Source organism: Arenibaculum sp. (genome assembly GCF_035998295.1).
GTDB lineage: Bacteria > Pseudomonadota > Alphaproteobacteria > Azospirillales > Azospirillaceae > DASYHS01.
Genome location: NZ_DASYHS010000173.1, coordinates 1 through 14,571 on the forward strand (window position 1 = coordinate 1; position 14,571 = coordinate 14,571).

The following is a 14,571-nucleotide window of genomic DNA, read 5'->3' on the forward strand; positions in this document are numbered from 1 at the left end:
TCTCGTGCGCGACTACGAGGCCCGCCTCGATGTCTCCGAAGGCATGATCTACGTCGCCATGAGCAGCTTGTTGCTCAGGCGAATCACAACCTGAAGGAGATGATCTTCATTTCCAAACAGGCACTTAATGACGCGAACCGCTGTAGGAGTACCTGATGCAAGCGCGTGGGCGTCATGACGCCCACGCGAACTCAGGGCAGGGAGGCATGGGTCGCTGGTCGCGCATCACCACGTTGGTCTCGGGCATCACCGCGGGGACCTGGAGGTCCTTCAAGGTCGACGCCGCGCGCCGGGGACGGCGATGATCTTGGCGACGGACCGGCTCTCGACCACGGGCACCGGGCGCCTGGGTGGCCGTCGGCGGCCGGAGGGATGGGCCGCGGGCACGACCATGGCCTCGTCCGCGGGATAGACCTTCTGCAGTGGGCCGATGCCGACCGCGTAGAGCAGGCCACGCTCCGTCAGCCCGGCGCGGAACGCGGCCGCCTTGCCGTATTCGGCGTCGGCGGCCGCGCCAGCTGAACTCCGCCCCCGCGGCGCGCACGCGGTCGATCTCCTCGAGCGCCAGGCGCCACTTCGGCTGCCCGGTGACGCCGCTCGGCACGCGGGCGAGGAGCCGGCGGGCGCCCTTCGCAAGGTGTCGGAGACGGCCTCCTTCGACGGCTGGAGCGAGCACGGCGAGGCGCGCTATCGCATCGGCCTCGAGGAGGCCGCCGACCTCATGGGCGGGGACGCCGCCGCCATCGGGAGCGGTTCTAGCCGGGACAGCACCCCTGCATCAGATGCCACGAAGCCTATGGGACGCCGAGCCCAACCTGAGGGCGAACTGGGCCAGGAAGAAGGCCGAAGACGCCGATGAGCAACTCTCCCGGCTCCTCGATCAGCTCGGCTTGGGTATCGAAGGGCAGGAGGACCAGCGATGATGAGGTTCGGGTTCACCGCCCGTGGTCGATCTCGGATGCGCCAGCGCAGTTTGCGGGAGGATGACGTCGAGTTCATTCTGCGGCATGGAACGGAAACCGACGATGGCGTGCTCCTCACCGCCCGGGACGTCCAGGAGCTGGTCCGCGGGGCCAAGCGCCTCATCGAGACGGCCGAACGCCTCAGGTGCAAACGGGTCGCGACCCGCGACGGCGCGATCATCACGGCTTTTCACGCCGACCGCCGTCAGCAACATGCGTTGCTGCATCGCTGAGGGCCCGGAACTCAAGGATGTGAATGGACCCTGGTGTCCCCTGTCTTCGGCGCGTCGGACCGGTCGTGCTTCGGCCGGATCGCCCCAAGGCGGCGGAGACCCGCCCCGACACCGCGTCGGCCAGCTGCCGCAGCGGGTCGGCGTCCCGGCCGACGTATCGATCGCTCATTGCGAGTGTCCTGTGGCCCGGGGCCTCACGGACTAGGAACACGTTCGCGCCGGCCTGGCCCGCGCAAGTCCCCAACCCGTGCCTGAGGTCGTGGAGGCGGAGGCCCTCGATCCCGGCCCTCTCCCGGACCTTGCGCCACGCGTGCTCCAGGACGCTCGCCGACAGCGGACGGTCTGGGGCGTCCCTGGCCGGGACGAAGTCGCCGACGCGGGGGAGGGCGGTCATAATGTCCGCCGCCGCGGCGCCGATCACGTGCTCCGGCCAACTGCTGGCGCGCGGTGATCCTGTTCCGCGAAATTGTCGCATCTGCTCGTTTGCGCTCGGCGAGGCCTTGCTCGACCTAGCCCATCATCCCTCCGGTGATCGCAAAAACCGAGCATGACACGCTCCACGCCTCCATCAACTCACGGCGCTTGTCGAACAAGTCCCCCCGACGGTACGCGGCCTCGACCTTGTCCGACACCACGTAGGCCAGCGCCATCTCCGCGACCTCGCGCGGAAAGTTAGTCCGCTCCGCTGCCCAATCGCGGAACGTCGAACGGAAGCCGTGCACCGTCACGTCGTCGCGCCCCATGCGCTCCAGCACCTTGGCCATGGCCATGTTGCTGAGCGGCTTCCTCGCCTTGCCGCCGGGAAAGACGTGCTCGCCCTCGCGCAGATCCAGCATGCGTCGCAGGATCGACATCGCCGCCCCGCTCAGGGGCACGCGATGCTCCCTGCCCGCCTTGATTCGGGTCGACGGTATGGTCCATACCGCCTTGCCCAAGTCGATCTCGTCCCAGGTCGCCCCTATGGTTTCGCTTGTGCGCGTCGCAGTCAGGATCACGAACTCCAGCGCAGACGTTGCGACTCCCTCCTGCGCGCGCAGCCTCGCCATGAAGGCCGGCAACTCGTCGTAGGGCAGCGCGGCATGGTGTTGGACGCGGCGCACCTTGGCCCGTCGGGGCAGCAGGTTCTCCAGATGGCCTTTCCACCGGGCAGGGTTGTCGCCTCGTCGAAGATCTCGGCTCGTGGCCCAGTCCAACACCGCCTCGATGCGTTGGCGCACTCGGGTCGCCGTCTCGGTCTTGGTGTACCAGATCGGCTCCAGCGCCTTCAGCACGAGGTCGACCGTCACCGCCTGGACCGGCAGCGCACCGAACACGGGCGTGACGTAGGCCTTGAGCGTGTTACGGAATTGGTCGGCGTGCTTGGCGTTCCGCCACCCTGCCCGATGAGCGTTGACGTACCTCTCGGCCGCGTGGTCGAACGTGGTTGCGCTCGCCGCCAGCAGCCTTTCGTCGGCTCGTTCCTTCTTGCGTGCCTCGATGGGGTCGATGCCTTCCAAGCGCATCTTGCGGCAGGCCGTCGCCCGGTCACGTGCCTCGGCCAGCGCGATCGTGTGCACGGGACCAAGTCCCATCTCGCGTGCGCGCCCGTCGAGGGTGAATCGGTAGATCCACGACTTCGCGCCGCTCTCGGTCACCTGAAGGTAGAGGCCGCCCCCGTCCGGGTACATGCCTTTCGCTTTCGCCTTCGCGACGGCCAATGCGCTAAGCCGTCCGATCTGCCTCGCCATCTTGAACCCACGGTTCTACCCACATTCAGATCGCGGATTGTGGCGGTTGCGGGCGAACGGGTCCAGCATGATGAAGTCAAGATGCGTAGGCCTTCTGCGGATTTAAGGAATGAGAGCGGACCTGGGCGACACTCAGTTTGGCGGACACCCCGTCCGCCATTTCACTCCTTAGCTGACCACGCAAGCGACCACCGGCCTCAGCCGTCCTTGTAGTAGTAGCTGTATCCGTTGAGGGCCGGCGCGCCGCCGAGATGGGCGTAGAGCACCCGCGATCCCTCGGGAAAGAAGCCCTTGCGCGTCAGGTCGATCATGCCCTGCATCGATTTGCCCTCGTAGACGGGGTCCGTGATCATCGCCTCCGTGCGGGCGGCGAGCCGGATCGCCTCGTTGGTCTCGTCCGAGGGCACGCCATAGGCCGGATAGGCGTAGTCAGGATTGATGACAATCTCGTCCTCGCGCACGGCGCGGCCTAGGCCGACGAGGGTCGCCGTGTCGTCGACGATCCGGCGAACCTGCGCGCGGGTCCGGTCGAGCGTGCCGGATGCGTCGATGCCGATCACCCGATCCGCCCTGTCCTGCGCGGCGAAGCCGACGATCATGCCGGCCTGCGTGGAGCCCGTCACGACGCACACGACCACGTAGTCGAAGGTGAAGCCGAGTTCGGCTTCCTGCTTCGCCACTTCCTCGGCGAAGCCGACATAGCCGAGCGCGCCGAACTTGTGCACCGAGGCCCCGGCGGGAATGGGATAGGGCTTGCCGCCCGCCTCCTCGACCGACCGGATGGCATCCTCCCAGCTCTTGCGGATGCCGATGTCGAAGCCGTCATCGACGAGCCGGCTGTCGGCGCCCATCAGGCGCGTCATCAGGATGTTGCCGACGCGGTCATAGACCGAGTCGTAATGCGGCACCCACTTCTCCTGGATCACGACGCATTTCATGCCGATCTTGGCGGCCGTCGCCGCGACCATGCGGGTGTGGTTCGACTGCACGCCGCCGATCGACACCAGCGTGTCGGCGCCCGAGGCGATCGCGTCCGGCACGATGTATTCGAGCTTCCTGAGCTTGTTGCCGCCCATGGCGAGGCCCGAATTGCAGTCTTCGCGCTTTGCATAGATCCGCACCTTGCCGCCCAGCGCCTCGGTCAGCCGCGGCAGATGCTCGATCGGCGTCGGGCCGAAGGTGAGCGGGTAGCGCTCGAACTTTTCCAGCAGGGACATCGGGCCGGCTCCATGACGTTTCGTGAGCCAACGGTAGGGCAAGGCACGTGAAACGTGCTCTCTAATTTCGCGCCCCTTCTTCCTACTTCATCTACTGGCCAGTACTATCCCGCGGTATCGTCCCGGCGTACAGGCAAGAAATGGAAGATCCTTTCACCCATGCATTCGACCGCGTCGACGTCAAGATACTGCGCGCCCTGCAGGCCGAGGGACGGTTGACGAATGCCGAGCTTGCGGCGCGCGTGAACGTCAGCCCCGCCACCTGCCACCGGCGCACGCAGCGGCTGTTCGACGAGGGCTACATCACCGGGGTTCGCGCCGAGGTCGCCCCCGCGGCGGTCGGGCTCGGCGCGCTCGTGATGGTCGGCGTCGTGCTCGATCGCTCGACGCCCGAGAGCTTCGCCGCGTTCGAGGGGGCCGCGCTCGAGCTGAAGGATGTCCTCGACTGCCACCTGGTGGCCGGCGACTTCGACTACCTGCTGAAAATCCGCGTCCGCGACATGGCGGACTTCAACAAGCTGCACGGGCAGAAGCTGATCGCGCTTCCGGGCGTCAGGCAGACCCGGACCTTCTTCGTCATGAAGGAGGTCAAGGACAATGCGCGCCTGCAGTTCTGAGAGGAGCGGCCCCGGGTCGCCGGATCAAAGAAAAGATTTCCTCGCACCCGCTGCACGCGGCAGTTAGCATGCTCTCATGAAAAAGCAACTCGTTCAGCGCCTCGTCCACACCTTGACCGGGCACTCCTGATGCCGCCGCCGCGGCACGCTCCGCCGCCGGTCCCGGGTGGGTTCGTGCCGCTTGCGGCAGCCACGGGCCCGACCGTCCAGCGCGCAGCCGCGCCGGGACGGATGGCTCCGCCGCCGGTGGCGTGGCCCGGTCCGCGACCGCCGGGGGCCAGCACGGTCCAGGCGGCGATGCCGCCTTCCCGACCAGTGCAGGCGGCGATGCCGCCTTCCCGACCAGTCCAGGCGGCGATGCCGCCCTCCCGATCCGTGCAGACGGCCGCCCCGCCAACCATCCAGCGAGCCGGCGTGGGACTGATGATCGTGGGAAGGGGGCCGGCGCCACCCCGCCCGGCGGCCCGTGCCCCCTCCGGCGCCGGGCGCGGAAGCGTAATCCAGCGCCAGGCTGGGATCCTGACGCTGACGAACCCGCTGGACGAGAATGACCTGGACGCGATCACAGAAGAGCAGATCGACGCCGACATGGTGGTTTACGCCAACGTGAGCAGGCTGAAGAAGCTCCATCCGAGCGCGGTAGCGATCGACGCCGACCTCGGGACTTCCGCTCCGATTCCCGCCGCGCAGCTGGCGGGCCTGACCCGTCTGTTCATCGTCGCCCATGGCAGGCCGGGCAGCGTCGCCGACCTCACTCCCGTGGGCATGGTCATGAAGCTGCTGAAAGACGTCGCCGCCCAGGGATCGGGCATTCAGGACAAGGAAGAGAAGCGCCAGCGCCTGAGGCAGTTCTGGCAGATCGAGGAGATCGTCCTCGTGGCCTGCAGCAGCGACGTATCCGAGGGCCAAGCCCAGAGCTTCGCCAAGCAGATGCATGCCTCGATCATAAGAATGGTCAACCACCTGCTGCCCAAGCCGATCCGGGTCGTCGGGCTGAAGGGTATCGGCATCGTCGACCACCAAGGCCAGATCCGTGTGATCCCACCCGAAAAGAAGGGTGAGTACCGTGCGGCCAAGGCCAAACTGCCACCGGGCGGTGCTGAACGCCGGCAAGCACATGGCCAGTTGCTGGATGCCTTCGCCTATCCCAACGGCAAGGGCACCATGACCTACACCTCGGATCCGACTACCCTGAACTTCTGACGCCGCGCCCTCCCGGGCGGCCGGCGGGTGGCTGGCGCCGAAGCCCCAGCCACCCCGGCACCGGCCTCAGCGGCCGGCGGCCTGCGCACCGTAGACGTAGCTGTCGTAGCTGTACTCGGCGACGCGGAACCATTCGAAGGACTCGTCGCGGAACTTCTTCCACGACGGATAGATCTTGGCCCAGGCCGGGTTGTTGGCGTTGTACTCCTCGTACAGCTCGAAGGTCGCCTTGTAGGCGGCATCCATCACGTCCTTCGGCAGCGGGCGCAGCTGGACACCCTTTCCGACCAGCGAGCGGATGGCCGTGGTGTTCTTGACGTCGTAGAGAGCCTGCATGTTGAGGTTGGCAGCCTTGCAGGCGGTCTGCAGCGCGGCCTTGTAGGCCTCGGGCAGCGCCTCGTACTGGCCCTTGTTGACGAAGAAGTGGATCGTCAGGCCGCCCTCCCAGTAGGCGGGATAGTAGTAGTAGGGCGCGATCTGGTGGAAGCCCAGACGTTCGTCATCATACGGGCCGACCCATTCGGCGGCATCGATGGTGCCGCGCTCGAGCGCGGGATAGATGTCGCCGCCCGGCAGCTGCTGGGGCACGACGCCGAGACGGGACATGACCTCGCCGGCGACGCCCGCGATGCGCATCTTGATGCCGTTCAGGTCGGCGAGGCTCTTGATCTCCTTGCGGAACCAGCCGCCCATCTGGGCGCCGGTGCCACCGCCGGGGATGCCGACGACGCCGTAATCGGTCAGGAACTCGTTATAGAGCTCGTTGCCGCCGCCATGGTAGAGCCAGGCATTCTGCTGGCGGGCGTTGAAGCCGAACGGAATGGTCGAACCGATGGCGAAGGTCGGGTTCTTTCCGGTGAAGTAATAGCCGCAGGTATGGGCGATCTCGACGGTATTGGCCTGGACCGCGTCGATGGCCTGAGGGCCGGGAACCAGTTCGCCGGCCTGGAACACCTGGATCTGGAACTTGCCCTCGGTGATGGCCGAGAGCGCTTCCGCCATCACGACGGCGCCGCCATAGATGGTGTCGAGGTTGTTCGGGAACCCCGAGGTCAGGCGCCAGCGCAGGGTCGGCAGCGTCTGGGCGATGGCCGGGGCGGCAAGCATCGTTCCCGCGGCGGCGGCGCCGGCGCCGGCCAGCGCCCCTTTGGTCAGGAAGCCGCGGCGGTCGAGATTGGTGGTCATGGAAGTCTCCTCCTCTTCTGCGTTGGGCAGCGTCAGGGATTGTTCGATCTCCCGATCGCCGCGGTGAGTAATTGGGTGATTGATCGATGGTTATCGGCTGGTCATTGCGCCGGTTCGGGGTTCGTCCCGAAGCTGGGAGCGGGGGCGCCGAAGCTGGGAGCGGGGCCGCCGAAGCTGGGAGCAGGGACACCGGAGGATGCGTCGGGCGCGCCGAAAGGCGGAGCCGCTGTACCGAACGGATTGGCTCCGCCGGCGTCGGGCAGCGGTACGTTGAGCTGGACGTCCGCGGGATCGAACTCGACCTGTCCGACCTTGTAGTGGGTGACCAGCCCCGGGAACGCGATGACGATCGCGACCATGACGAGCTGGATTCCCAGGAAAGGGATAGCTCCCATGTAAATCTGCCCCGACGTGACCGGCTGTATCGTCGCTCCGGTTATGCGATCCCTGTAGGCGCTCGTGGGCGCGACCGACCGCAGGAAGAAGAGCGAGAAACCGAACGGCGGATGCAGGAACGAGGTCTGCATGTTGATGGCGAGCATCACGCCGAACCAGATCAGGTCGATGCCGAGGCTGTCCGCAACCGGGGCCAGCAGCGGAATGATGATGAAGGCCAACTCGAAGTAGTCGAGGAAGAAAGCAAGAAAGAACACGAGAAAATTAGCTATGATCAGAAAGCCCACCTCGCCGCCGGGAACCGACGTCATCAGATGCTCGACCCAGACATGGCCGTTGATGCCGTAGAAAGTCAGCGAGAAGACGCGTGCACCCAACAGGATGAAGAGCACGAACGACGAGAGCTTCACCGTCGCATAGAGCGCCGACCTGATCATACCCATGTTGAGGCGGCGGTTGAGCGCCGCCAGGGCCAGCGCTCCGACGGCGCCCATTGCCCCACCTTCCGTCGGCGTCGCGAGACCGATGAAGATCGTGCCGAGCACGAGGAAGATGAGGACCAGCGGAGGAACGAGGGAGATCACCACCCTCCGGGCCAGGTGCCAGCCGCGCAGGGACCGGGCTTCGATCGGCAGTGCCGGAACGCCCTGCGGCTGAAGAAAGGACATTGCGATGATGTATCCGGCGTAGGCCGCGACGAGCAGCAGGCCGGGAATCAAGGCCCCCTTGTACATGTCGCCGACGGACCGGCCCAACTGGTCGGCCAGAACGATCAGCACCAGGCTCGGCGGGATGATCTGTGCCAGCGTGCCCGAAGCGGCGATGGCCCCCGACGCGATCCTGCGGTCGTAGCCATATCGCAGCATGATCGGCAGGGAGATCAACCCCATGGAAATGACCGAGGCGGCGACGACACCGGTCGTCGCCGCGAGGATCGCGCCCACGAAGATGACGGCGAAGGCGAGACCGCCGCGCACCGGGCCGAAGAGCTGGCCGATCGTGTCGAGAAGATCCTCGGCCATGCCGCTTCGTTCGAGGATCAGTCCCATGAACGTGAAGAACGGAATGGCCAGCAAGGTCTCGTTCGACATCTGCCCGAAGATGCGGTCGGGAATGGCGCCGAACAGGTTGATCGGCAGCAGGCCCATCTCGATGCCGATGAAACCGAAGACGAAGCCGACGAACGCCAGCGCGAAGGCCACCGGATAGCCCAGCAGGAGCACCACGATCATGGAGACGAACATGATCGGCGCGAGATTCTCGGCGAAGAAAGCAAACATTGATCGTGTTCCGGGGCTAGAGAGGCTTAGCGTCCGCGTCGGCCGGCTCGGCGACGTCGGGCATGTCGCCGCGCAGGATCGCAAATCGCTTGATGAGCTCGGAGAAGCCCTGCAGGGCCAGGAGACTGAAGCCCAACGGGATCAGCGCCCAGGCCGGCCAGAGCATCAAGCCGCCGGTGTTGTTGGAGACTTCACCGCTCAAAAACTTCGAAACGACGATCGGCCAGGACAGGTAGATCGTTATCAGGCAGAACGGCATGAGAAAGAAGACCGTGCCCAGTATCTCGATCCAAATCTGAGCACGCCGCGACAAGCGGCCATACAGCAGGTCTACTTTGACATGCTCTCTATCGAGTAGAGTATAAGCTGCCGCAACCAAAAAGGCGGCAGAGAACAGATACCATTGTGCTTCCAGCCATGCATTCGAACTCAGGCTGAACAGCTTTCGGGTGGTCGCATTGATCGCGCTGATCAGTATGGCCGCCAGGAGCAGCCACGACACCGCTTTTCCAAAAAAGGTGTTGGCCGCGTCGATGGCGCGCGACAGCGCCAAGAAGCCGGACATGACGTGTTTCCCCCCGATGGCCTGTCTTCTGCGAGGCAAATCTTTCGGTGTACGGCACGGTATGGTGACGGCGCAGGTTCGGCAAGACGGGGTTTCAGTCTTTTGCCGATGAATACCTAGTAGTGGGTATGCCCCCGCGCCCCGCCGCCTTCGGGGAGCAAAGGCGGCCCGCGCATCAACGTCTCTTCGAGTGGATCAGGCCATTGTCGATCGCATAGCGGGTAAGCCCCGCCGTGGTGGCGATGCCCAGCTTCTTCTTGATGTTCTTGCGGTGCGTCTCGACCGTATGCACCGAGATGTCGAGGTGGCCGGCGACGTCCCTGTTCGACTTGCCGTCGGCCAGCAGCAGCAGCACCGCCTGCTCGCGGGTCGTCAGCGGCAGGAGGTCCTTGTCGGGGCGGTTCAGCAGGACATCGGTCACGCCCGAGGAAAAATAGGTGCCGCCGGCCGCGACCACGGTGATGGCTTCGATGATCTCGTCGATGGGAACGTCCTTGAGGATGTAGCCGGACGCGCCGTGCAGCACCGAGGTCGAGATGTATTCGCGGCTGTCGTGCATGGAGAGCATCAGAAGCCTCGTTTCGGGCAGTTCGTCCCGGAACAGCTCGATCGCGTCGATGCCGTTGAGCTGGGGCATGTTGATGTCCATCAGCACGACCTTGGGCCTGGTCCGGCGGGCGATCTCCAGGCCGGCATGGGCAAGTCCGGCCACGCCGACCACCTCGATATGGTCGTAGGTTTCCAGGATCGCGCGCAGCCCGTCGATCACCAGCGGATGGTTGTCGACGAGCAGGACCTTGATGGCTTCCCCTCCGTTGCTCATGTCGTCGCCTCCACCGGCCGGCTTTGCCGCAAGGTCGCGGATCTGGGCAGGACGGCCCGCAGCGTCGTGCCGCCGGGAGAGGTGTCGACCAGCAGGAACCCGCCGAAATGGGCCATCCGCTCCTGCATGTTGCGCAGGCCCAACCCACCGACCCGGGGGCTCCCCTCCCGGCCGGCGCCGAAGCCGACGCCGTTGTCCGCCACCGTCATCTGCACCCGCCCGCCGGCTTTGGAAATGCTGATCTCGACCCTGGTCGCTCCGGCATGGCGCTCGACGTTCTGCAGCGCCTCCTGGGCGACGCGGTAGAGAGCCGTGCTGGCGGCGGGGGTCAGCAGGTTCTTGAAGGCCATCGATTCGAGGCTCGCGGCAATGCCCGTGCGCTCGGTGAAGTGGTTGCAGAGGGCCTCCAGCGCCGGGGTCAGCCCGAGATCGTCGAGCACCCGCGGCCGCAGGTCGTGCGACAGGCGCCGAACCTCCTTGATCGCGCCGTTCAGCGCCTCGGCTCCGCGCTCGATCGCGCCGAGCGCGTCGCCGGTCTCGCTGCTGACCTTGCGGCGGGCCAGGTCGATGGCGTAGCGAACCCCGACGAGGTTCTGGGAAATCCCGTCATGCAGCTCGCGCGCGAGGCGCGAGCGCTCCTCCTCCTGGGTGTCGATGATGCGCTGGGTGAGTTGCTTGAGCTTGCCGTCGGCCAGTCGCCGTTGCCGCAGGTTCAGCAGCATGCAGGTGGCGAAGACGACGCAGACGGCCGGCACGGCGACCAGCGCCACGATCATGAAGGTACGGCCGATATTGGCCCGCAGATCGGCCTTGGCGGCGGCGGTGTGCCGGAACACGTCATCGAGATAGACGCCCGTGCCCACCATCCACCGCCATTTGTCCAGCCCGACCGCGAAGGACAGCTTGTCGACCGTGGCGCCGGATGACGGCTTTTCCCATTTGTACTGATGCAGCCCACCTCCCTGCTTGCCCTTCTCGATCAGGTTGGCGATGACGCGGTCGCCGTCCGGGTCGACGAGGTCGAGCCAATTCTGGCCGGGCCGGAACACCTGCCGGGGATGGACGATGTTGTAGCCGTCATAGTCGTAGACGAAGAAATAGCCATCCTCGCCGTAATCCAGCGCGGTCAGAATGGTCCGGACCCGTTCCTTGGCGGCGGCGTCGTCGGGACCGGCGTTCCGGTAGATGCCGTCGATCGCCGACAGGGCGAGATTGGTGAGGTTGAGCAGCTCCGACTGCTTGGCCGCGAGCATGTTCCGCTCGAAGGTGTCGATGCTGCTCTGGACCAGCCTGGTCGACTGCCAGGTGATCAGCGCCGTGACGGCCAGAAGGGCGAAGACGAGCGGAAGGATGGCGAGAGCCAGGATCTGGTATCGTAGATTCAAACCGAACGTCCTCCGCCGTTCGCGCAGCCCGGTTCCGGTCCATGTCCCGGACGAGGCTGCCCGTCGGACGCGAGTTTAGGGCGGCTCGGCACGGCAGAGCAGCGAAAAACATGCAGGGCGCCACTCCGCGCCCGGCTGGGCACCGCTCTCCCGCGGCTGCGACGGGCCCAGGCGGCTCAGAGTTCCCCGAGGCTTCCGAACAGCGCAGAGAACGCGGCCCCTGCGCGATAGAAGACCGGCGGCGCGCCGAGCGGCGCTTCGACGGTCACTTCCCGGCCACCGGCGAAGCGCGCCCCGGACCAGACATGGATCCAGTCGGCGCCGGCCGGCAGGTAGGTGGTCCATGTTTCGTGCGCGGCCCGCCACACCGGCGCCACCAGGAGGTCGGGGCCGTAGAGATAGGCGTCCTGGATCGCGTAGGTCCTCTCGTCTTCCTCGAAATGCAGGAAGAGAGGCCGCTGCACCGGCAGCCCGCGCCGGGCGGCCTCGTCCACGAGCGTCCGCAGATATGGCGCGAGGTGCCGGTGGACGCGCGTCATGCGTGCGAAGTGGGACAGTACCGCCGGGTCCCCGTCGATCTGGAGGTTGCCCTGCGGCCGGTTGCCTTCATGCGTGCGCATGACCGGGGTGAAAGCTGCCATCTCCGCCCAGCGCATCAGCAGCTCGGCCGTTCGTACGTTTGCGTACAGGCTCGTGTAGCCGCCGATATCGGAGTGGTGGTAGGCGTTGCCGAGCAGCCCCGATGACAGCGCGCCGCAGATCACGGTCACGAGCCCGTCATGGCGCGAGAAATCGACGGACTGGTCGCCCGCCCACAGCAGCGGGCAATGTCCCTGCACCCCCGTGAAACCGGCCCGCATGAAGAAGATGGCGTCGCCGGTGCGCCCCTTCTTCGCGACGGCGCGGGCGTTGACCTCCGCCCACAGCGTCGGCCAGGCGTTGTGCATCAGCTTCGCATCGACACCGTTCGCGAGATGCGCATCGATCGGCAGGTACTCGCCGAAATCCGCCATCCAGCCCGATATGCCGAGATCGATCAAGTTGCGGCCGATCACCCGATCCTCGAACCAGTCGCAGGCCTCGGGCGAGGTGAAGTCGACGACGCCGCAGTCGAACTCGCCGAAATCGACGAGATAGGTCCCGCCATCCGCCCGCCTGGCCAGGTGGCCGGCCGCTTCCGCCTCGGGGAACAGCGTGCCGTCGACGCACAGATAGGGATTCACATAGGCGAGGAAGCGGATGCCCCGGGCATCCAGCGCGCGGATGCGGGCGGCAAGGTCGGGATAATGCCCGTCGTTCGCCTTCCAGTCCCAGAAGAGGCGCCTGCCGAACGACGTCTCGCGGATGCCGGCCCAGTCCTCGCACCAGAGCCCGCAGACCTCGACGCCGCCGGCGAGAATCGTCTCGAGCCGCTCGAAGGAGCGCTCGCCGTCCTTCAGGCCGATGATCGCGCCGCCCAGGACCCATTCCGGCAGCGGCGGCTGACGGCCGAAGCGCCCGGACAGCGCCTCGACGAGTTCCGCGAAGCTCGGGCGCGCGAACAGTTCGATGCGCTCCGGGACGGCCCAGACCTCGATCTCGTGAAAGGCGGCATTGCGGAAGTCGAAGGCCGAATAGGCGGTGGTATCGACGTGCAGCGCGTAGCGGCGCGACGACAGGTATGTCGGCTGGGGATAGTTGGTGGTGTAGTAGTCCCCGCCGGCCTTCCCCTCCACGTCCGCCCTGAAGGTGATCTCGCTCGTCTTGTCGCGGCCGACCCCGGGTTCCGACGTCCACAGGGGAAAGCGGCGGCCGCGCATGTCGAAATACGACATCTGCTCGCCGCCGCCCCAGACATGCTCCCCGCCCTCGGCGACGACGCGCAGCCAGACGCGGTCGATCCCGGGATCGTGGGTCTCGAACGCGATGGCCCCACCCTGCCCCGTCCCCGCCACCGACACCGTCATGCGCGGCGGAAGGCCGGGTTCCGCGCACAAGGCGATGCGCCAGCCGTCGCCGGCCTGCTCGATACGGGCGTCGCGGAGCGGCACGCGCTCGACGACATGGTCCTCGATCTCGAAGTTGCCGCGGTACATCTCCATGCGCGCTTCGCCGCGCCCGACATAGAGGCAGGGATCATACGCGCGGTGGCGAAGGATCGGGCGGCCATCGATGACGAGGTCGAAGCCGTCGGCGCAAGGGATAATCCGCATGTCGGGCGCGCTCAGTTCTGGGTGAGGCCGGCATCGACGACGAAGTTGGCGCCGGTGCAGCCGGCGCTCTCGTCGGAGCCGAGGAAAAGGGCGAGACGGGCGACGTGGCTGGCGTCGAGACGGAACTTCAGTGCCTGCTGGTCGATGAACTGCTGGTTCAGTTCGGGGGTCAGCCAAAGCGCCTGCTGGCGTTCGGTGAGGATCGCGCCCGGCACGATGCAGTTGACCCGGATGCCCGAGGGGCCGAGCTCGCGCGCCAGCGTGCGCGTCAACCCGTTGATCGCGGCCTTCGCCGTCGTGTAGCCGACCATGCCGGGGCGGCCCCGCATCCAGGATACCGACCCCAGCATCACGATCGATCCCCGCGCGCGCGCCGCCATGCCCCTGGACACCGTCTGGGACGCGAAGAAGTGATGGTCGAGGTTGAGCGCCAGCATCCGGCGCCAGGCGTCCGGCTCCACCTCGGCCATCGCGTGGCGATCGTCCTTGCCGGCGTTGTTGACGAGAACCTCGATGCCGCCGCGAGCATCCTCGACCTCGGCCAGGACTTTCCGCAGCCCGTCCGCGTCGGTCACGTCGCAGGCATGGAAGGTAGCACCCGTGGCCGAGGCGACCTGCCCGCCCCGGTCGAGGTCGACGTCGAGGAAGTCGACGCGCGCGCGCTGCGCGACGAAGGCCTCCACCATCTCCGCGCCGATGCCCGACGCGCCGCCGGTGATCACCACGCACCGGCCCTCGAGCGAGCGGTAGCGCACGGAACCGTATGTCGCGGTCATCGATGGGAAC

The 14,571-nt window shown here is 66.5% G+C and carries 14 protein-coding genes; 3 read left to right on the plus strand and 11 right to left on the minus strand.

The window, feature by feature from the left end; all coding sequences use genetic code 11:
• Positions 1 to 270: 270 nt before the first annotated feature.
• Positions 271 to 636: a transposase gene (locus VGO20_RS28625; RefSeq protein ID WP_414639838.1), complete on the minus strand. Its 366-nt coding sequence runs from the start codon at positions 634 to 636 to the stop codon at positions 271 to 273.
• A gap of 283 nt (positions 637 to 919) precedes the next feature.
• On the opposite strand from VGO20_RS28625, the gene VGO20_RS17065 reads away from it, so the two are divergent.
• Positions 920 to 1,195: a hypothetical protein gene (locus VGO20_RS17065; RefSeq protein WP_327503572.1), complete on the plus strand. Its 276-nt coding sequence runs from the start codon at positions 920 to 922 to the stop codon at positions 1,193 to 1,195.
• Here VGO20_RS17065 and VGO20_RS28630 read toward each other — a convergent pair.
• The 3 genes from VGO20_RS28630 to VGO20_RS17075 all read right to left on the minus strand — a co-directional run bounded on the left by VGO20_RS28630 (position 1,143) and on the right by VGO20_RS17075 (position 4,139).
• A complete protein-coding gene (locus tag VGO20_RS28630; protein ID WP_414639839.1) occupies positions 1,143 to 1,670 on the minus strand; it encodes a tyrosine-type recombinase/integrase in 528 nt (175 codons plus the stop codon). The two genes, VGO20_RS17065 and VGO20_RS28630, sit on opposite strands and share 53 nt — an antisense overlap.
• A 34-nt stretch (positions 1,671 to 1,704) precedes the next feature.
• Positions 1,705 to 2,922, minus strand: coding sequence for a tyrosine-type recombinase/integrase (locus tag VGO20_RS17070; RefSeq protein WP_327503573.1), 1,218 nt, complete (start codon positions 2,920 to 2,922; stop codon positions 1,705 to 1,707).
• A 197-nt stretch (positions 2,923 to 3,119) separates the two neighbouring features.
• Positions 3,120 to 4,139: a 1-aminocyclopropane-1-carboxylate deaminase gene (locus VGO20_RS17075; protein WP_327503574.1), complete on the minus strand. Its 1,020-nt coding sequence runs from the start codon at positions 4,137 to 4,139 to the stop codon at positions 3,120 to 3,122.
• Between the two features lie 140 nt (positions 4,140 to 4,279).
• Here VGO20_RS17075 and VGO20_RS17080 point away from each other — a divergent pair, with 140 nt between their 5' ends.
• The gene (locus VGO20_RS17080) at positions 4,280 to 4,756 is read left to right on the plus strand and encodes an Lrp/AsnC family transcriptional regulator (protein ID WP_327503575.1); all 477 of its coding nucleotides are present in this window, start codon (positions 4,280 to 4,282) and stop codon (positions 4,754 to 4,756) included.
• A gap of 414 nt (positions 4,757 to 5,170) precedes the next feature.
• Positions 5,171 to 5,959 carry a hypothetical protein gene (locus VGO20_RS17085; RefSeq protein WP_327503576.1) on the plus strand — a complete coding sequence of 263 codons (789 nt, stop codon included), beginning with the start codon at positions 5,171 to 5,173 and terminating at the stop codon, positions 5,957 to 5,959.
• A gap of 66 nt (positions 5,960 to 6,025) precedes the next feature.
• Here the strand turns inward: VGO20_RS17085 and VGO20_RS17090 are convergent, their stop codons facing one another.
• From VGO20_RS17090 to VGO20_RS17120, 7 genes are all read right to left on the minus strand, one after another.
• Positions 6,026 to 7,144, minus strand: a complete 1,119-nt coding sequence (locus tag VGO20_RS17090; RefSeq protein WP_327503577.1) for a TRAP transporter substrate-binding protein — start codon at positions 7,142 to 7,144, stop codon at positions 6,026 to 6,028.
• Positions 7,145 to 7,245: 101 nt separating this feature from the next.
• A complete protein-coding gene (locus VGO20_RS17095) occupies positions 7,246 to 8,820 on the minus strand; it encodes a TRAP transporter large permease (protein WP_327503621.1) in 1,575 nt (524 codons plus the stop codon).
• Positions 8,821 to 8,836: 16 nt separating this feature from the next.
• Positions 8,837 to 9,385 carry a TRAP transporter small permease subunit gene (locus tag VGO20_RS17100; protein WP_327503578.1) on the minus strand — a complete coding sequence of 183 codons (549 nt, stop codon included), beginning with the start codon at positions 9,383 to 9,385 and terminating at the stop codon, positions 8,837 to 8,839.
• Between the two features lie 175 nt (positions 9,386 to 9,560).
• Positions 9,561 to 10,208 carry a two-component system response regulator MctR gene (gene mctR, locus VGO20_RS17105; protein WP_327503579.1) on the minus strand — a complete coding sequence of 216 codons (648 nt, stop codon included), beginning with the start codon at positions 10,206 to 10,208 and terminating at the stop codon, positions 9,561 to 9,563.
• The gene (gene mctS / locus VGO20_RS17110) at positions 10,205 to 11,593 is read right to left on the minus strand and encodes a two-component system sensor histidine kinase MctS (RefSeq protein WP_327503580.1); all 1,389 of its coding nucleotides are present in this window, start codon (positions 11,591 to 11,593) and stop codon (positions 10,205 to 10,207) included. The genes mctR and mctS overlap by 4 nt, the downstream gene beginning before the upstream one ends.
• A gap of 176 nt (positions 11,594 to 11,769) precedes the next feature.
• Positions 11,770 to 13,785, minus strand: a complete 2,016-nt coding sequence (locus VGO20_RS17115; RefSeq protein ID WP_327503581.1) for an alpha-glucosidase — start codon at positions 13,783 to 13,785, stop codon at positions 11,770 to 11,772.
• A gap of 11 nt (positions 13,786 to 13,796) precedes the next feature.
• Entirely contained in the window at positions 13,797 to 14,561 is a 765-nt protein-coding gene (locus VGO20_RS17120; RefSeq protein WP_327503582.1) for an SDR family NAD(P)-dependent oxidoreductase, read from the minus strand.
• Positions 14,562 to 14,571 lie beyond the last annotated feature (10 nt).